The sequence below is a fragment of the Butyrivibrio sp. genome, assembly GCF_017635265.1.
Taxonomy (GTDB): domain Bacteria; phylum Bacillota; class Clostridia; order Lachnospirales; family Lachnospiraceae; genus Butyrivibrio.
The window spans coordinates 1-15849 of the sequence record NZ_JAGBLU010000128.1; the positions used below are offsets into that span (position 1 = coordinate 1).

Here is a 15849-nt window from a genome sequence, read left to right on the forward strand (position 1 = left end):
GGCAACGCAGAAGGAGGGATTTGAACCCTCGCGCCGCTATTAACGACCTGCACCCTTTCCAGGGGTGTCTCTTCAACCACTTGAGTACTTCTGCAAAATAGTTGATTAACAATAAATATGTTATTGTTTGTAAAGCAGCGTGTTCATAATTAAGCGGAGCGAAAGGGATTCGAACCCTTGTGGCGTTGCCGCCAAACGGTTTTCAAGACCGCCTCGTTATGACCGCTTCGATATCGCTCCGAATATTTACAACTCTGCGGAAGATTTGTTTTGTTCTCGCCGCAGCGCAAGAATTATATTAACAAAGGCCGCCCACTATGTCAAGCATATTTTTCAATTTTTTTTAAAAATTTTCTCCACGTGAACTTTTATACTCTTTTTTGAATAACTTTTTCACCTTCAGAAACCTCTCCTTTAATCACGCAGCCCGCACCAATCACGGCGTTGGCTCCAATTTTGGTTCCTCGAAGGATAGTTACATTGGCTCCAATCCAGGTTCCATTCCCAATTTCAATTTTTGAGCTGATAAACTCATTTTCACCATCGTTTTTGAAGTTATGATCATGGTCAACTATAACAACATTATTTCCGATTTTGCAATTATCACCAATAATAATCTGCTCAGTAGAAGAAATACAGGTTCCTGTATTAAAAAAGCAATGATTGCCTATTATAATCTCTCCTCCGTCAGCCACAAGGTAAAGATTACCCCTATTCTGATTATAGCTTCCAAGCTTTACTTTTCCGCTTCCATGGATTTCAACATGCAGTTTATCAAAAGTTTGAATTATGCCTGCCGAAAATTTTGACATATATCTTATCTTTTTTAATCCTACTACAAAAACATTTTTTAAATACAGTAACGGTGAACGCATTTTTATCCCTCATATCCCAAAACCAAATCGTATACTTTGAACAATTTTTCCAAATGTGCATCAAAGCTGTAGTTTTGCCCTGCAATCCTGTAACTTTCTCTTGAAGCAGAAATATACCTGTCTCTGTCTGACAAAAGTTCTTTTATACGTTCTCCCAGAGCTTTTGTATCTCCCGGCTCACACAGAAAACCATTCTTTCCGTTTTCCACAAGCTGCGGTATTCCGCCGACATTTGTAGATACCACCGGCAGACCATAGGCCATTGCATCAAGAATAGACATGGGTAGTCCCTCATCATAGGACGGAAGCATAAACACGGCAGACTCCCTGAGAATGTTATCCTTTTCATTTCCTCTCACCCATCCCGGGAAAAGAGCTTTCTCTTTGGAAGTCACCTTATAAACAGCTTCTTTTATCTCGTTAACTTCAGAATCTGTCCCACTTCCGCACAATGCAAATTTTATATCTATATCACCCTTATGTGCATTATCTATGATACCGGCAAAATCAAATCCACCTTTTCTTTTACCAAGTTCCCCAAGAAAAAGAACCTGCTTTCTTTCAAAACGCTCCGAAAACAGCTTCTCAATCAATTCTTCATTCTTTGGTTTACAGTAGTTCTCAATAACTACCATCTTATCGTCAGGAAGAACCTCTCCCATTTTTTTCTTCCATTCATCAGAAAGAACAATAACTTTATCGAAATCGTTATATACTTTACGAATACGTTTTTTCTTTTTGTCTGATGCATTTACGTAAAAGGTGTTAAAATCAGCGCCATGGCAATGATCTATTACCGGTATATTCTTCTTTTTTGCCATGTAAAGAAATGGCTGCATTCTGTAAAAGCTTGGCCCAAATGAGGAATGAACATGAACCAATTCAGGCTTAAAACCTCTGAGACATTTATAAAATTGTATATATGATTTTAACGCTTTAACAGCTTTTTTTATCTTACTCCCGTCACAATATGACTCTATATAACAAAGTTTGTATTCTTTTTCCAGTCTACTGTCGTAATAACCATTTGTAACTGCAGCAATTCCGCCCTTAACGTCAGGTTGCTGGACAATCATACAAATTCGGGGATTTCTGCTACCTTTTTCCATATATTTTCACCCGGTTTTCAAAATCAAATATTTTTCAAAATTGCCTCTGCAGCCGGAATATCCTCCGGTGTTGTAATTTTGATATTGTTGTAAGACCCTTCAATTAACTTGACTTTTTTATCCGAGAAATACTCTACAACCATGGCATCATCAGTGATATTCACACCTTTCGCCATAAGTTCTCCCTCTTCTCTGTCAAGTCTTTGGTACAATTCCAGAATCAGTTTATATGAAAAGACCTGCGGAGTCTGGATCATCCATGTTTTGGCCCTGTCAGGTGTTTCCTTGGCAAACCCATTTTCGTCTGCAATCTTTATGGTATCCTTTACGGGCATACCAACCACGCAGGCTCCAAACTCTTTAACTCCATGAAGAGCCCTCATGATAATATCGTTATCCACAAAAGGTCTCGCCCCATCGTGGATAAAAGCATAGTCGCAGTCACTATCTGCTGCCTGAAGTCCCAGTCTTACACTGTGATATCTGTAAAGTCCCCCTTCAACAACAGCTTTAACCTTATCAAACCCGTATTTATCCACAATTTCCGTTCTCACATAGTCAATGTCTCCGCGTGAGACCACCAAAACTATGTCATCTATAACACTTTCTTCAAAAGCCTTCAGAGAATAATATATAAGGGGTTTTCCGCCTATCTCCATATACTGCTTTTTGACATCGCTTTTCATCCTGCTGCCACTTCCGGCAGCAAGTACCACTGCAACTGTCTTCATACCTCAACACCTCATCCCCTTGTAAAACGTTATTAACATAAGTAACGCAGCTATAGACGCTGTTTTTCATATGCATTCAGCATATTTATCGCCTTCCGTGGAATCTCCGCTCACGGTCTCCCAAAGGCAAATTAGGCACAGCATTCATATCAAGCCCAAAGCGAACACCTTTCTTGTATTCATAGTAAGCTGCTGCCCCGATCATCGCCGCATTGTCCGTACAAAGAACCGGTGAAGGCCTATAGAAACTGATATTTTCCTTTGCGCACTCTTTTTCCATAAGCTCACGAAGTCCTGAATTAGAGGCAACACCTCCTGCAATTGCAAGCTTATCGTGGCCATATTCTTTGCAGGCTTTTATGGCATGAGAAACAAGTACTTCAACCACTGCCTTTTGGAATGAAGCGGCAACATCAGCCTGATCAAGGTCATGCCCCTGCATCTTGGCCTGATTTATATAATTCAGCACTGAAGATTTTAATCCACTAAAAGAGAAATCGTATTCCGCATCAGCTATCTGAGCCTTGGGAAAAGTAAAGGCATCAGGATTTCCCTCTTTTGCTGCCTTATCAATTTTAGGTCCCCCCGGATAGCCGAGCCCAATAGCCCTTGCCACCTTGTCAAAAGCTTCTCCTGCCGCATCATCTCTGGTCTGTCCGATAATCTCATACTCGCCATAATCCTTAACAACTACCAGATGGGAATGTCCGCCGGAAACCACAAGACACACAAAGGGCGGCTTTAGATCTTTATTTTCGATGAAATTTGCACTGATATGACCTTCGATATGATGAACTCCGATAAGTGGTTTTCCTGTAGCAAAAGAAATCGCTTTAGCTTCGGAAACCCCAACAAGAAGTGCCCCTACAAGTCCCGGACCGTAGGTCACTGCAACAGCATCAATATCCTCCAGTGTCAGATTAGCTTCAGATAAAGCCGCCCTTATGCACCCATTCATCTTTTCAACATGTTTTCTTGATGCAATTTCAGGAACAACTCCGCCATATATCGTATGAAGCGCAATCTGGGAAGAAATAATATTGGAAAGGACCTCCCTGCCGTTTCTCACAACTGCTGCCGCCGTCTCATCACAGCTGCTCTCAATAGCAAGAATTGTCACATCTGAGTCCACCGCCCCCTGCTGCTCATTATTTTTCCCCTCTTTTATCGACATGAAGATAACACCGTCATCCTCAATATTCTTGTTTATTTCCATATCTGTATTACCTTTATCTCTTAAGATTACCGCCGAATTTCTTTAGAGCCTGTGCCTCTTTAAACCTGTTCTCACTTGTAAGGAAATTATAGTCATCCTTGCTGGTCAAAAGAGCTATATCTGCATCGTTTGAAACATCTCCGGGATGGAATAAAATTTCCATTTCACTTTTTCCTCTGTCCGCAAGAATATCTCCGGCTATTGGAAGGCACGCCTTTACATTGTCGTAGAACATATGTCCCGACATCATAACACCCATGAAAAGCTTGTCTTCTACCTTTAAAATCTCAAGTTCATTTCTGTACTTTCTTATATTTCTTTTTGAAAGAAAATTAAGAATAAGAACCTTTAAGACATTAACAAACGAAATACCGCTTAATTTCGAAGCTGCCTTCTGATAAATTGATATCTCTTCTTTAGGAAATCTGATATAGGAAACATTAAGATTCTTTTCTTTAATAACTTCCATAACAGAGTCAAAAATAACAGGCAACATGTGATAATGCACATGGCCGTCAATTCTGAAAATTCCGTCGTTCATATAAGGTCTGCAGGCTTCAATCTGAGCCTCAACCTCTTTTTTTATCTGCTTTTTGTAAAGAAGCCTTAAAACAGGCAGATAACTTATAACCAATAACTTAATAAATCCAATATTAAAATTACCATCAGAATTTATAAGTCTCGAAGCCTTGCTTCCTGTAAGTGGTTTTCCCTCTACAAAATTAAGGTGAACAGTAACAAAAAGCTCCTTTTGTATATCCTTTATCTGCTCCATGCACTCTTTAAGGTACGGACTGTTTGGCATAATACTTATGCCATTAAGAGCCCCGTTATGATAACAATCTATAATATGACGACTTTGCTCGGGAAAAAGACCATAATCGTCTGCATGGTACTCAACCAAAATACTTTCCTCCTAAACTCAATTAGATACTTCCGACCACCCAAGAATCTTCCATTTGCCGGAATCATCCTGTCTCAAAATAAACATGTAATAAAGCCCCTGACTTGACGTTCCCTTCCTTAGGTTAAAATAACAGTCAACATTGCACATTTTCCTGCCATCGACTGTAACGACTTCAGGTTCCCTGCTTTGAACCTGATATGAAGGAATGGAGTAATCCTCATCACGTTTTGTCTTTACCTCATTTTTCATGGACTGATAAAAATTGGACTGATTGGCTAAAAGCTCATCATCCATTATACCCGCAAGAACTTCCAGCATTTTTTGTTGCTGATCATCAGTATAAGTCTCCTTGTACAGAACCTTCATGATGTTGGCATACATATCCACAACCTTCCTGGGATTGGCAGGATAATTCTTTTCAAGGTTGGTTGTTGTAATCTGATCTACAACCGTCAGATCATACTTTTCCTCATTGGATGTCTTATTTCTGGTAAAAAGAAGAAATAATCCCAAAACCACAAGTGCGCCAAAAACTACAAGTAATACTGACTTAATTACTGCTGATTTAGTGTTTTCCATAGCCCCCTCGCTTTCTTAAGCTCTTTTAATCTTCAAACTTAAGTGTGACACTTCTGCCGTCTTTTGCTGCAACTACATTTTGGAAAATCTTTTTTGTTTCAGGTAAATACTCAGCAGGGTTGACCAGTGAAGGGCTGTAGTGAGTAAGCCACATCTCTTTTACCTCTGCTCTTTTCGCCATCTTGGCTGCTTCATAAAATGTCATATGCTTGTATTCCTTGGCCTTTACAATTTTGTCAGGCTCGCCATACATCCCCTCGCATATGAAAAGATCTGAATCTTTCGCATTTTCCACGATACTCTCCGTCGGGCGGGAGTCCGTAGTATATGTAAGTTTCAGCCCCTTTCTGGTCTCTCCAAGAACCATCTGAGGGGTGAATACTCTTCCATCCTCAAGCTCTATTATATTACCCTTTTGAAGTCTGTTCCAATACTGTCTGTCAATACCTGCTGCCATGGCAGCTTCTACATTAAATTTCCCTTGCCGCTTAAGTTCTAAAGTATACCCATAACAGGTTATATTGTGATTAACTTTGAATGCTTTGATAGTAAACTCAGGAAATCCATCCAAAGAAAATATGGTCTCATTTTCAGTTAATTCTTTAAAAATAATCTTAAATGGCAATTCAGGTGCAATCACACGAAGTGAATTGACTACTTTCTCAAGCCCCTTTGGTCCTACCATCAGCAACGGTTCCGTGCGCTCTGCGTTTCCCATTGTTAAAAGAAGTCCCGGCAGACCACTGATGTGGTCGGCGTGATAATGGGTAAAACAGATAACATCAATTGGTTTAGCGCTGATTCCCTTCTTTTTCATGGCAATCTGAGTTGCTTCACCCGAATCAATCAAAACACATTTTCCGTTGTATCTCACAAGAAGCGACGTGAGATAGCGGTTTGGAAGCGGCATCATTCCGCCGGTTCCAAGTAAACAAACATCTATCATATATTATTTCCTTTTCCAATAAATAACGGCATCCTCTTTGGGTTCCTCGTAAAATCCGGGTCTTTTCCCCTCCGAGACAAATCCCAATCGCTCATATAGGCCTATCGCAGGTGCGTTACCTGCTCTGACTTCCAGAGTATATGCCTCGATTCCAAGTCCACGTCCCCTTTCAAGGAGCTGGCGCATCATCTTATATGCAACACCTTCCCTTCTGGTATCCATGGACACAGAAACGTTAGTAATCTCTCCATCACCAGATATATTCTGAACGCCGCACAATCCAACAATCCTGCCGGCCTTTTCAGCCACAAGATAAATAGTGTCATCCCTTGTCATAGCATCAAGAAGCTGCTTTCTGGTCCATGCCTCTTTTCCCAGATTCATCTCTTCCAGTTTATAGGCATCATCCACATCCTCAGCTGTCATCTCCCTGACTCTGATAATTCCGGGAGCCTTTGGATTGTTATCCTTTTTAGGTGCTGCCCCGCCATTTTCCGCAGCTTCGCGCTCTGCCTGTGAAAGTCTCAAGTAATCAGGTGCAAACTCATCCGCACTTACAAACCTGTTCTCTGCAGCATAGACGTTGGCAAGGGCGCAAAGAGCCGCCGCATTCTGCCTGCTCTGATGAAACGGCGCAATAGAGTATGGAACAGTTAACAGTCCCTCAAGTTTATCCCTGTAAACAGGTACACCATCGCCCAAAAGGACTACCGGCTTGCCAATCTTGTTAATCTCTTCCGCAATATTATCCACAGAAGTAGCAAATTGCTCATGAATAACCTGCATGTCAAAAGTCTGCTCGCGAACTTTCCCCTCCTGCCTGTTTGGCACAAAGGTATAAAGACCTGTATAAACTTGATTTCTCCTGGCATCCATAATAGGACATATTATCTTTTCAACACCATAGAGATTGTAGGCAATTCCATCAACCGTAGGAATTGCGACTATAGGCTTATTCAGCGCAAGAGCAAGTCCCTTGGCCGTTGCGCTTCCTATCCTAAGTCCTGTAAAAGATCCGGGCCCTTTAGCCACAGCAATAGCATCAATCGTGGATAAATCCAAGTGAATCTTTTTGCATATGTCATCAAGCATAGGCATTAGGATCTCTGAGTGTGTAGTTTTGTACTGAATAAGGAACTGTGAAAGCAACATGTCACCATCTGAAACAGCAACAGCCCCCACAAGTCCCGATGTATCAATTGCTAAAATCTTCATGTATATCTCCGGGTTATTTCTTTGTCATTGTTATAAGGCGATAATCAAAGCCTTTCTCTAAATTTTTTTCTATAACAATCTCTGTGTAATGTTCAGGTAAAATTTCCTCAATAAGATTGGCCCATTCAACAAAGCAGATTCCATCGCCATAGAAATAATCCTCATAGCCAATCTCATCCATCTCACTGACATCGCCAATTCTATATACGTCAAAATGATAAAACGGAATTCTTCCCTCATCATAAACCTGCAGGATTGTAAAAGTCGGGCTGCTGACAGGTCCACTAATCCCAAGGCCTGCCGCAACTCCCTGGGTAAGAACCGTCTTGCCAACTCCAAGGTCACCAATTAGTGTGTAAACCATCCCGGGAGCAGCGCTTTCACCTATTCTTTTTCCTATTTCGAAGGTTTCCTTCGCACTATTTGTCTCAAGTTTGGTTACTATATCCATATAAAACCTCACAAATATCACATTCTAATTAATAGTATAGCATATTAACCAAGGCACAAAAAGAGCCGCACTTTTACATGCGGCTCCTATACCATGAATCATTTCTGATATGAAATGTGAAACGCCCTCATAATAAACGGCGTTTACCATCACGCGTCAGCTTCGACAGTTTTCTTTTTGGCTACAATCATAGGCTCTGCCTTTAAAATCGGACTAATCTGCTTGTAGATAAGGAATGTCACTGCACTGTGAACTACACCCTTAATCAGGTTAAATGGTGCTACACAAAACAGACAGAATGTAAAAAGATTATCGACAAATGGATAAATCTCTGTTCCTGCTTTTAAAATATTCTCAATGCCGCCAAACATAAGAGCATATGCCGGTATCATAAAGAATGCATTTAATGATGCTCCGATAATAGCAATGCAAAGTGTTGCGAGAATACATCCGATAAGAGCAGTAGTCCTTGTTCTCTTAAATCTGTAGACAATAGAGGCAACCATTACAAAAGACGCTCCGATCACAAAGTTTGCTATCTCTCCGACAAAAGCAGATGTTGTTCCCTGAATAAGAACATTGAGTGTGACCTTGATAAATTCTACCATAACGCCGGCAAACGGACCTGCCGCAAATCCAACTATAAGAGCCGGAATATCGCTGAAGTCAAACTTGTAAAAGCCAGGTGCAATTGGAAGCGGAAACTCTATAAGCATCAGCACAAAAGAGATTGCTGAAAAAACACCGATAATTGCCATCTTTCTGGGTGTTAAGATTCCCTCCGTTTTTCTTCCTTCCTTCAAATCTTTCTTCGCCGCTATCTTTTCAGCCAGATAAGCCAGTGCAAATGCAAGTACTATTAACAGCACCAACCCTATAAATCTGCCTGAATTCCCCGCAATGATCTGAAGTAAACTTTGTTCCTGTTTCATTTCTTCCTCCTTTTGTTCGGGGGAGGAGTCCTATACACAGCTGTTGTCAAAAAAACCCAAGTACACAGTACTTGGGGTATGCAAACAAAACTATGCATTCTTCTCTCATCCAGACTTTACTGTCGGTTTTGGAATCTCACCAAATCAGCCGCTTGCATAAGCAAACGGGTCGCGGACTATACCGCCGGTTGGGAATTACACCCTACCCCGAAGAACTATATTTTTTCTATAGCTCATACTATTATGGTTTACCTCATATGTCAAGGTGTTTGACAATAAAATTTTGCACAACTATAATTTTAATATATTTAGTATGATACATAAATGTGTGCATTTACGCTTATCAAAATCCACGAGGTTATCATGAAAAAAATTGACCGTAAGAGCCTGAAGCCCGGAATGGTTCTGGCCGAAGACGTCTATGTTAATACACAAAAAGTTGTTCTTTTGAATAAAGGAGATGTAATCAGCAGAAAAGATTTAGCAAAGCTTGCTTTCTACTCCATTGATGAAGTTCTGGTAGATGACAAAAAAGCTATAGACACTGATGACTACTCAAATGATTTTAAACAGAATCCAACCCGTTCCGAACGCATACAATCGTCCTTGGAATTTCGGGAGTTCAAAAAAGATTTTGAAGAATGTTCATTAGCCTTCGAACATTCTATAAATGACATCATACTAAAAAACAAAGAATTCAAAATTGATGAGCTTATGGCTCCCATATATAGCCTTATTGAAAAGGGCGGCAGCACAAATGAAATTTTTGATATGCTTCACAACTTAAGGCTTTACGACGACGCAACTTATGCACACTGCATCAATGTAGCCCTCATCTCCAACATCCTGGCAAAATGGCTTAAGATGGATGATACAGAAATAGATATCGCCACACAGTCAGGTCTTTTCCACGACATAGGTAAGATAATGATTCCTGACAGCATAATAAAGAAACGTGGAAAACTGACAGCCAAGGAATATGAAGAAATAAAAAAACACCCTCAGATAGGATACGATGTTTTAAGCAGGCAGTCCATCAATAATCATATAAAAAACGCCGCTCTTATGCACCATGAAAGATGTGACGGTTCAGGTTATCCACAAGGTCTTTTGGCTCCACAGATTGATCGATATGCAAAGCTGGTTTCGATTGCCGATGTTTATGACGCAATGACAAGTGCAAGATACTACCGTGAACCACTTTGTCCTTTTATTGCAATTGAACTTTTTGAAGAAAATGGATTTACCAAATATGACTCCGAAATGATAATGACTTTCCTAAAGCATATTGTGGAAACCTACATTGCAAGTACCGTCCAGCTAAACTCAGGTGAAATCGGAGAAATAATATTCATAAATCAGGATACTCTGTCAAAACCAACAGTTAAGATTGGTGATGATTATATAGACCTTTCCAAGTGTCCCAAAATATTTATCGAAAAGATTCTTTGATTATTATAACCGTAAAAAATAAAAGGAAAGCTGTCAGCCCCTTTGGGAGACTTACGGCTTTCCTTTTTTTTAGGCATTTTTCAATTTAAATTTCTGCATATCGTAATCCGAATCTACTTTTTCAATGTGAGCTCCCAGTTCTCTAAGCTTCTTATCAAAGTCCTCATATCCTCTTTCTATGTACATAATGTCCTCGACAGATGAGAAACCTTCAGCTGTGAGAGCTGCAATTACAAGGGCTGCTCCCGCCCTAAGATCCGGAGCAGATACTGTAGCTCCGGTGTACTTATCAACACCTTCAATAATAGCAGTGCTACCTTCTACCTTAATACATGCCCCCATCCTTGTGAGCTCATCCACATATTTAAATCTATTTTCAAAAATACTCTCTGTAACAATACTGATTCCGCTTGCAAGTCCAAGTGCAACCGTTATCTGAGGCTGCATATCGGTAGGGAATCCCGGATATGGAAGAGTCTTGACATGAGTGTTTGTAAGACGTTTAGTAGCAACTACTCTTACAGCATCATCTGATTCATGTATCTGGCATCCCATTTCTATAAGCTTGGCGCTGATGGACTCCAAATGCTTGGGAATAACATTTTTGATAGTGATATCACCTTTGGTGGCAGCTGCTGCCATCATAAATGTTCCGGCTTCAATCTGATCAGGTATGATGGTATATTCTGTTCCGTGAAGCTTCTCAACGCCCTTGATTCTGATAACATCAGTACCTGCGCCTTTAATATTAGCACCCATACTATTGAGAAAGTTTGCAAAATCAACTACATGCGGTTCCTTGGCTGCATTCTCGATTATAGTCTTACCATCAGCCATAGTCGCTGCCATCATGATATTGATAGTAGCTCCTACACTCACAACATCCAGATATATATGGCTTCCTATAAGCTTATCTGCGTGAGCGTCAATAATTCCATGTTCGATACTCACCTGTGCACCGAGGGCTGTAAAGCCCTTGATATGCTGATCGATAGGACGAAGTCCGATATTACATCCGCTTGGTAAAACAACTCCGGCCTTTTTATACTTGCCAAGAAAAGCTCCAAGTAAATAATATGAAGCGCGAATTTTCTTAATGTAATCCTCTATTGTAAATGTGTGGATCTGCGAAGCATTGATCTTAACTGAATGTCTGCCTGTTCTCTCCACAAAAGCACCTGTAGAACTTATGGCCTGAAGCATAGCATTAGTATCTGACTCATCAGGCATATTGTCTATATATACGGTTTCGTCCGTCATTGTAGCAGCGGCCAAAATGGCAAGAGCAGCGTTTTTTGCGCCGCCTATTTCAACCTCTCCCACAAGAGGAACGCCACCCTTTATTACATATTTATCCATAGGAATCCCATCCCAAATAACCAAAATTTAATATTTTTAACACTTTTGCCAAATAATATTAATAGCACAATATGATACATGTGTCAAAAAGCCTCAGTTTAGATAGTTCAGTGGATTAACCTGAGAGCCACCTATAAGTATCTCAAAATGCAAATGAGGTCCGGTTGAGACACCTGTATTACCCGAAAGAGCAATCTTCTGTCCCTGAGATACTGACTGGCCTACAGATACAAGCACTTTAGAAAGATGTCCGTACCTTGTTTCTCTTCCATCCGAATGTCTGATATATACGCAATATCCGTATCCGCTTCCCCAACCGGCTCTTGTAACAACACCGGATGATGATGCAACAACCGCCGTACCAACAGGAGTAGCCCAGTCAACCCCCTTATGGTAGGAGCTTGCTCCCTTAGTCGGGCTGGTTCTTTTTCCAAATCCCGATGTTAAACGACCGCCGGAAATAGGCTTAATATAAGTAGGAGGAACAATGGTGCCTTTCTCTACAATTTTTGGAACAGCCTGATAAGTGATCTCCTCTTTTTGAATTTCACTTGAAACTTCAGTGTCGTCATTGTAAGTGACAAGAGCCACCACCTTTCTGTGCCCTGCAGACGGCTCCTGAATAACTTTGCTCTGAGTCGTGTACCATGAATCATTGTAGACATACTCAACCTCAGCCTCGTAATCCTCTTCATAGTACTCCTGAACAGTATAAACTACTGAAAGTTCCGGTTCAGGAACTGTAACTATAAGTTCATCCCCTGTTCTGATGGTTGTATTCTCACTTTCAAGAAATCCATTCATGGCAACGATGTCCGCAACTGTCAGATCATACTTAAGCGCAATTGAGCCCAGCACATCACCTTCCTGAACTTCATAAATCTGGTTAGTTTCTTTATCCTTGGTGACCTCGTCAATAGCAGCAGAAATATCCGTTATCTCTTCTTCAGGAAGGTAACTCTCCACGATTTCAACCTTATCGGCAAATTCTATGGACATAAGCCCAAGCTCATAATCCGAAAAATCTTTATCATAAGAAAGAGGTGTAGCTTCCTTAACTGTCTCAGTAAGCATAGCTGAAAATCCTGCTTCAGGCATGCCTGTCTGAGCGCTTTCCTCTTCTTTTTTTACTTCTTCCTTGCTCATTACAACAGGTGTCAAAACGTTAACTTCTCTTGTAGGATCAAGTTTTAAAGTGACATCATATTGATCCTCCGTATCATAGTTTGAAAGGGCTGTTTCAAGAAGAGTCATCACATCATCAATTGATGAAAGATTAACCGAAAACTCATTTATTTTAATGGAATAAGCTCTGTTTAACGTACTTTTTCTGCTACCTGTCAACACATCAACCATGGCAGATGTCACATCAGATATAGAACTTACAACACCAAAAACTTCATTGCTGCCCTCGACAGTAAGGTCAGCTCCTGCCAACGTCAGTTCATCGTTACTTTCTGATATCTCTTTTCTTGCAGATCTGTATGCTTCATATGCATCTTTTTTGGCTGCAACTGTACCTACAATCTGTCCATTAAGAGTAATGGTAAAAAGATTACTGCCTCCCCTTTGAAATTTCACAAATGTGGGCATAAACAGTATCCAAAATGCTATCACTATCAAAGTAGAGTGTAAAAACCATATTTTAATTCTATTTCTAAAAATTGTATTTCTAAAATTCATGCTTTAAATCTTTCTATGGAACATTTTTCTCGCAATATCAAAGTATGCCGATTATTTTGAGAATATTTATAACAAGATCAGCTCCTGCAACCAAGAGGGTAACAATCAGAAGTGGAAGAAGTGCAGTATTCTTTGTTTCAACAGCAACCTGAACCTCCTCAAATCTCTTTTGGATTTCCTTGTACTCTTCCTGATGTTTTTCTTCCTGTTTGTTCAATACTGCCTGAATATTTCGATAGGTCTGAACCCCGACATCATGAGTTTTTGTGCTGTTTTCATCAAACTTCTTGTTAAAGCTCTCTTCCATTTTCCTGGAGACAGCTTCAACCGATTCACTGATAGCAGATTCAACCTCAGCCTGAGTGTTAGCTTTAATCATATCCTGGGCACTGATCTTTTCAGCAAGTTTATCCATAATGTTATCCAAAATATTCCCTCCCAACATCGTTTGTTCTTCCTCTATTCTGCATACAATATAGATTATCATCCATTGTGCAAATTAGACAAGACAATATTTATAAAAAGTGATTTGTTGTTCACTTTTACCATTTATTTACGTTTTGTTCATAATTTATTAATATTTGAATTGTATATTAATACCATAGCCGATGGAAATACGGCAACCCAATTTAGAAAGATAGATTTTTTCATAATAGGCCAGGTGCGGGAAACCGTGTCTGGCCACTCCTCATTAATTATCAGTTTACATATTCAACAGTAAAGCAATTCGTTCTTCTCTCGACCGATTCCTATTCTTTCTTTTCTCCTACGGCCTGAATTTCTTCATTAAGCGAAAGCATACGTGCATCAAGATCCGCAACCATCTGTGCGCACTGTGTAAGTTCCGAATTAATGTGACTCGGAGCCTTACCTTCAAATTTGTACTGAATTTTATGCTCAAGAGACGCCCAGAAATCCATAGCTACAGTCCTGATCTGAATTTCAACCTTTACATTTACAATTCTGTCTGACAAGTAAACAGGAAGGGAAACTATCATGTGATAGCTTCTGTAGCCACTGTTTTTGGGATTCATGATGTAGTCCTTGACTGTTAAGACCTGAATATCCTTCTGATTGCTTATCATCTCGGCAATTCTATAAATATCCGAAGTAAAAGAACAGATAATACGGATTCCGGCAATATCATTGACATAACGGACCATATTACCAATAGTGGACTCATAACCGTTTCTCTTAAGTTTTTTTACAATACTCTCAGGAGCCTTAACCCTAGCCTTAACATGCTCTATAGGATTGTACCTGTGAACCTCCTGAAATTCCTCGTTGAGGATTTCAATCTTGGTTGTAATCTGTTTAAGCGCAGCATTATAAAGGAGGCTTACTTCCTCCCATGTATTAATATCATCTGAAATCTTGATGCCGGTTCCGGCTAAATCCAATTCCATATCAGCCCCTCGTTTTCCAATAGTCCTTGTTCAGACTACAAGCTTTCACTATGCACATCGGAAGCTTCCGATAATTTCTTCCAAGTTTGTAGCCCATCCATCTAAAGCCACACATTACTATATATCCGGGTATAAGATATGCCTTACCTATATGTCTGAAATGATCTATAGTCTGGCGCACCATCTTTTTACCTTCAGACTCTGACTTGAGCCTGCCAAAAATCTCAGGATGATCAGTCTGTGAAACTCCCAGATCAAAGTTCCTGTGGAACTGTTGCATGCAGGTGTAATTGTGTGAGTGAATAACTCCGGCCTCCGGAACATACATAATAGCATATCCTCTCTGACAGGCATTACCCGCATAGACCATATCCTCGTTGAAAATAGTTCTATGAGTAAATCCACCAATTACATTATATACATCTCGCCTATACATCGCACACACATTTGAACAAAAATATGTTTTTATACCAAGCTTATCCACATCAGCCTGTGTCTTTTTCATAGGTTCGTTTGGATAATTGAACTTTCTTGAATATCTCTCCGCAAGATTGCAGTCGGTCTTGGGATACTGTCTTGCATATGCTGCAGCCACATCCGGAGAGAGTGCCTTTGAAAGACTGCTGATAAGCATCTTATCCCTCGGGAACGCATCCTGTGTCATCATCAAAAAGAAATCCGCATCAGATAATGCAACACCCTGATTTCTGGTCTCGCCGTGATCAAATTCTGCCTTGGTCACATGCCTTAAAATAATATTGTCATATTTCTCCAATGGGTTCTCATTTGAACTGTCTAATAGTTTATCCCAATACTTTTTTTCCGTATTCATGATAATGATATGACTTGGTCTAAGTGACTGTCTCTCAAGATCATCAATAAGTCTGAATAATGAAATATCCGGTTTGTATGTTGGTATTATTACATCAACTGTATTCATGTGTTTCCTCATCAATGTAAAGAGTCGCTTTTATATCATAGAAAATTT

The 15849-nt window shown here is 40.1% G+C and carries 16 protein-coding genes, 2 tRNA genes and 1 riboswitch; of the genes, 1 reads left to right on the forward strand and 17 read right to left on the reverse strand.

Features of this window, described 5'->3' with window-relative positions:
- Positions 1-5 precede the first annotated feature (5 nt).
- The 12 genes from J6O61_RS15725 to J6O61_RS15780 all read right to left on the reverse strand — a co-directional run bounded on the left by J6O61_RS15725 (position 6) and on the right by J6O61_RS15780 (position 8961).
- A tRNA-Ser gene (locus tag J6O61_RS15725) sits at positions 6-94 on the reverse strand.
- A 60-nt stretch (positions 95-154) separates the two neighbouring features.
- Positions 155-240 (reverse strand) — tRNA-Ser (locus J6O61_RS15730).
- 128 nt (positions 241-368) lie between these two features.
- The gene (locus J6O61_RS15735; RefSeq protein ID WP_292215120.1) at positions 369-875 is read right to left on the reverse strand and encodes an acyltransferase; all 507 of its coding nucleotides are present in this window, start codon (positions 873-875) and stop codon (positions 369-371) included.
- A 2-nt stretch (positions 876-877) separates the two neighbouring features.
- On the reverse strand, positions 878-1951 hold the full coding sequence (locus J6O61_RS15740; RefSeq protein ID WP_292215122.1) for a glycosyltransferase family 4 protein: 1074 nt from the start codon (positions 1949-1951) through the stop codon (positions 878-880).
- A 56-nt stretch (positions 1952-2007) separates the two neighbouring features.
- Positions 2008-2715, reverse strand: a complete 708-nt coding sequence (gene ispD / locus J6O61_RS15745) for a 2-C-methyl-D-erythritol 4-phosphate cytidylyltransferase (protein ID WP_292215124.1) — start codon at positions 2713-2715, stop codon at positions 2008-2010.
- 85 nt (positions 2716-2800) lie between these two features.
- On the reverse strand, positions 2801-3889 hold the full coding sequence (gene tsaD / locus J6O61_RS15750; RefSeq protein ID WP_292215255.1) for a tRNA (adenosine(37)-N6)-threonylcarbamoyltransferase complex transferase subunit TsaD: 1089 nt from the start codon (positions 3887-3889) through the stop codon (positions 2801-2803).
- 55 nt (positions 3890-3944) lie between these two features.
- Positions 3945-4835, reverse strand: a complete 891-nt coding sequence (locus tag J6O61_RS15755) for a ChbG/HpnK family deacetylase (RefSeq protein WP_292215126.1) — start codon at positions 4833-4835, stop codon at positions 3945-3947.
- An 18-nt stretch (positions 4836-4853) separates the two neighbouring features.
- A complete protein-coding gene (locus J6O61_RS15760; protein WP_292215128.1) occupies positions 4854-5417 on the reverse strand; it encodes a DUF6715 family protein in 564 nt (187 codons plus the stop codon).
- Positions 5418-5442: 25 nt separating this feature from the next.
- Positions 5443-6363 (reverse strand): ribonuclease Z, encoded by a 921-nt coding sequence (locus tag J6O61_RS15765; protein WP_292215130.1) that lies wholly within the window; start codon positions 6361-6363, stop codon positions 5443-5445.
- A gap of 3 nt (positions 6364-6366) precedes the next feature.
- Complete coding sequence (gene tsaB / locus J6O61_RS15770) at positions 6367-7578, reverse strand: tRNA (adenosine(37)-N6)-threonylcarbamoyltransferase complex dimerization subunit type 1 TsaB (protein WP_292215132.1); 1212 nt, start codon at positions 7576-7578, stop codon at positions 6367-6369.
- 13 nt (positions 7579-7591) lie between these two features.
- Positions 7592-8029: a tRNA (adenosine(37)-N6)-threonylcarbamoyltransferase complex ATPase subunit type 1 TsaE gene (gene tsaE / locus J6O61_RS15775; RefSeq protein WP_292215135.1), complete on the reverse strand. Its 438-nt coding sequence runs from the start codon at positions 8027-8029 to the stop codon at positions 7592-7594.
- Positions 8030-8178: 149 nt separating this feature from the next.
- The gene (locus J6O61_RS15780) at positions 8179-8961 is read right to left on the reverse strand and encodes an ECF transporter S component (RefSeq protein ID WP_292215136.1); all 783 of its coding nucleotides are present in this window, start codon (positions 8959-8961) and stop codon (positions 8179-8181) included.
- Between the two features lie 93 nt (positions 8962-9054).
- Positions 9055-9180: riboswitch (FMN riboswitch) on the reverse strand.
- Between the two features lie 144 nt (positions 9181-9324).
- On the opposite strand from J6O61_RS15780, the gene J6O61_RS15785 reads away from it, so the two are divergent.
- On the forward strand, positions 9325-10413 hold the full coding sequence (locus J6O61_RS15785) for an HD-GYP domain-containing protein (protein WP_292215138.1): 1089 nt from the start codon (positions 9325-9327) through the stop codon (positions 10411-10413).
- Between the two features lie 69 nt (positions 10414-10482).
- Here J6O61_RS15785 and J6O61_RS15790 read toward each other — a convergent pair whose 3' ends face one another.
- From J6O61_RS15790 to J6O61_RS15810, 5 genes are all read right to left on the reverse strand, one after another.
- Positions 10483-11772, reverse strand: coding sequence for a UDP-N-acetylglucosamine 1-carboxyvinyltransferase (locus tag J6O61_RS15790; protein ID WP_292215140.1), 1290 nt, complete (start codon positions 11770-11772; stop codon positions 10483-10485).
- Positions 11773-11865: 93 nt separating this feature from the next.
- A complete protein-coding gene (locus tag J6O61_RS15795) occupies positions 11866-13353 on the reverse strand; it encodes a peptidoglycan DD-metalloendopeptidase family protein (RefSeq protein ID WP_292215141.1) in 1488 nt (495 codons plus the stop codon).
- Positions 13354-13492: 139 nt separating this feature from the next.
- Positions 13493-13882, reverse strand: a complete 390-nt coding sequence (locus J6O61_RS15800) for a hypothetical protein (RefSeq protein WP_292215142.1) — start codon at positions 13880-13882, stop codon at positions 13493-13495.
- A 322-nt stretch (positions 13883-14204) separates the two neighbouring features.
- On the reverse strand, positions 14205-14861 hold the full coding sequence (locus tag J6O61_RS15805; RefSeq protein WP_292215143.1) for a GTP pyrophosphokinase: 657 nt from the start codon (positions 14859-14861) through the stop codon (positions 14205-14207).
- A gap of 1 nt (position 14862) precedes the next feature.
- Positions 14863-15801 carry a glycosyltransferase family 2 protein gene (locus J6O61_RS15810; protein WP_292215144.1) on the reverse strand — a complete coding sequence of 313 codons (939 nt, stop codon included), beginning with the start codon at positions 15799-15801 and terminating at the stop codon, positions 14863-14865.
- Positions 15802-15849: the final 48 nt, after the last annotated feature.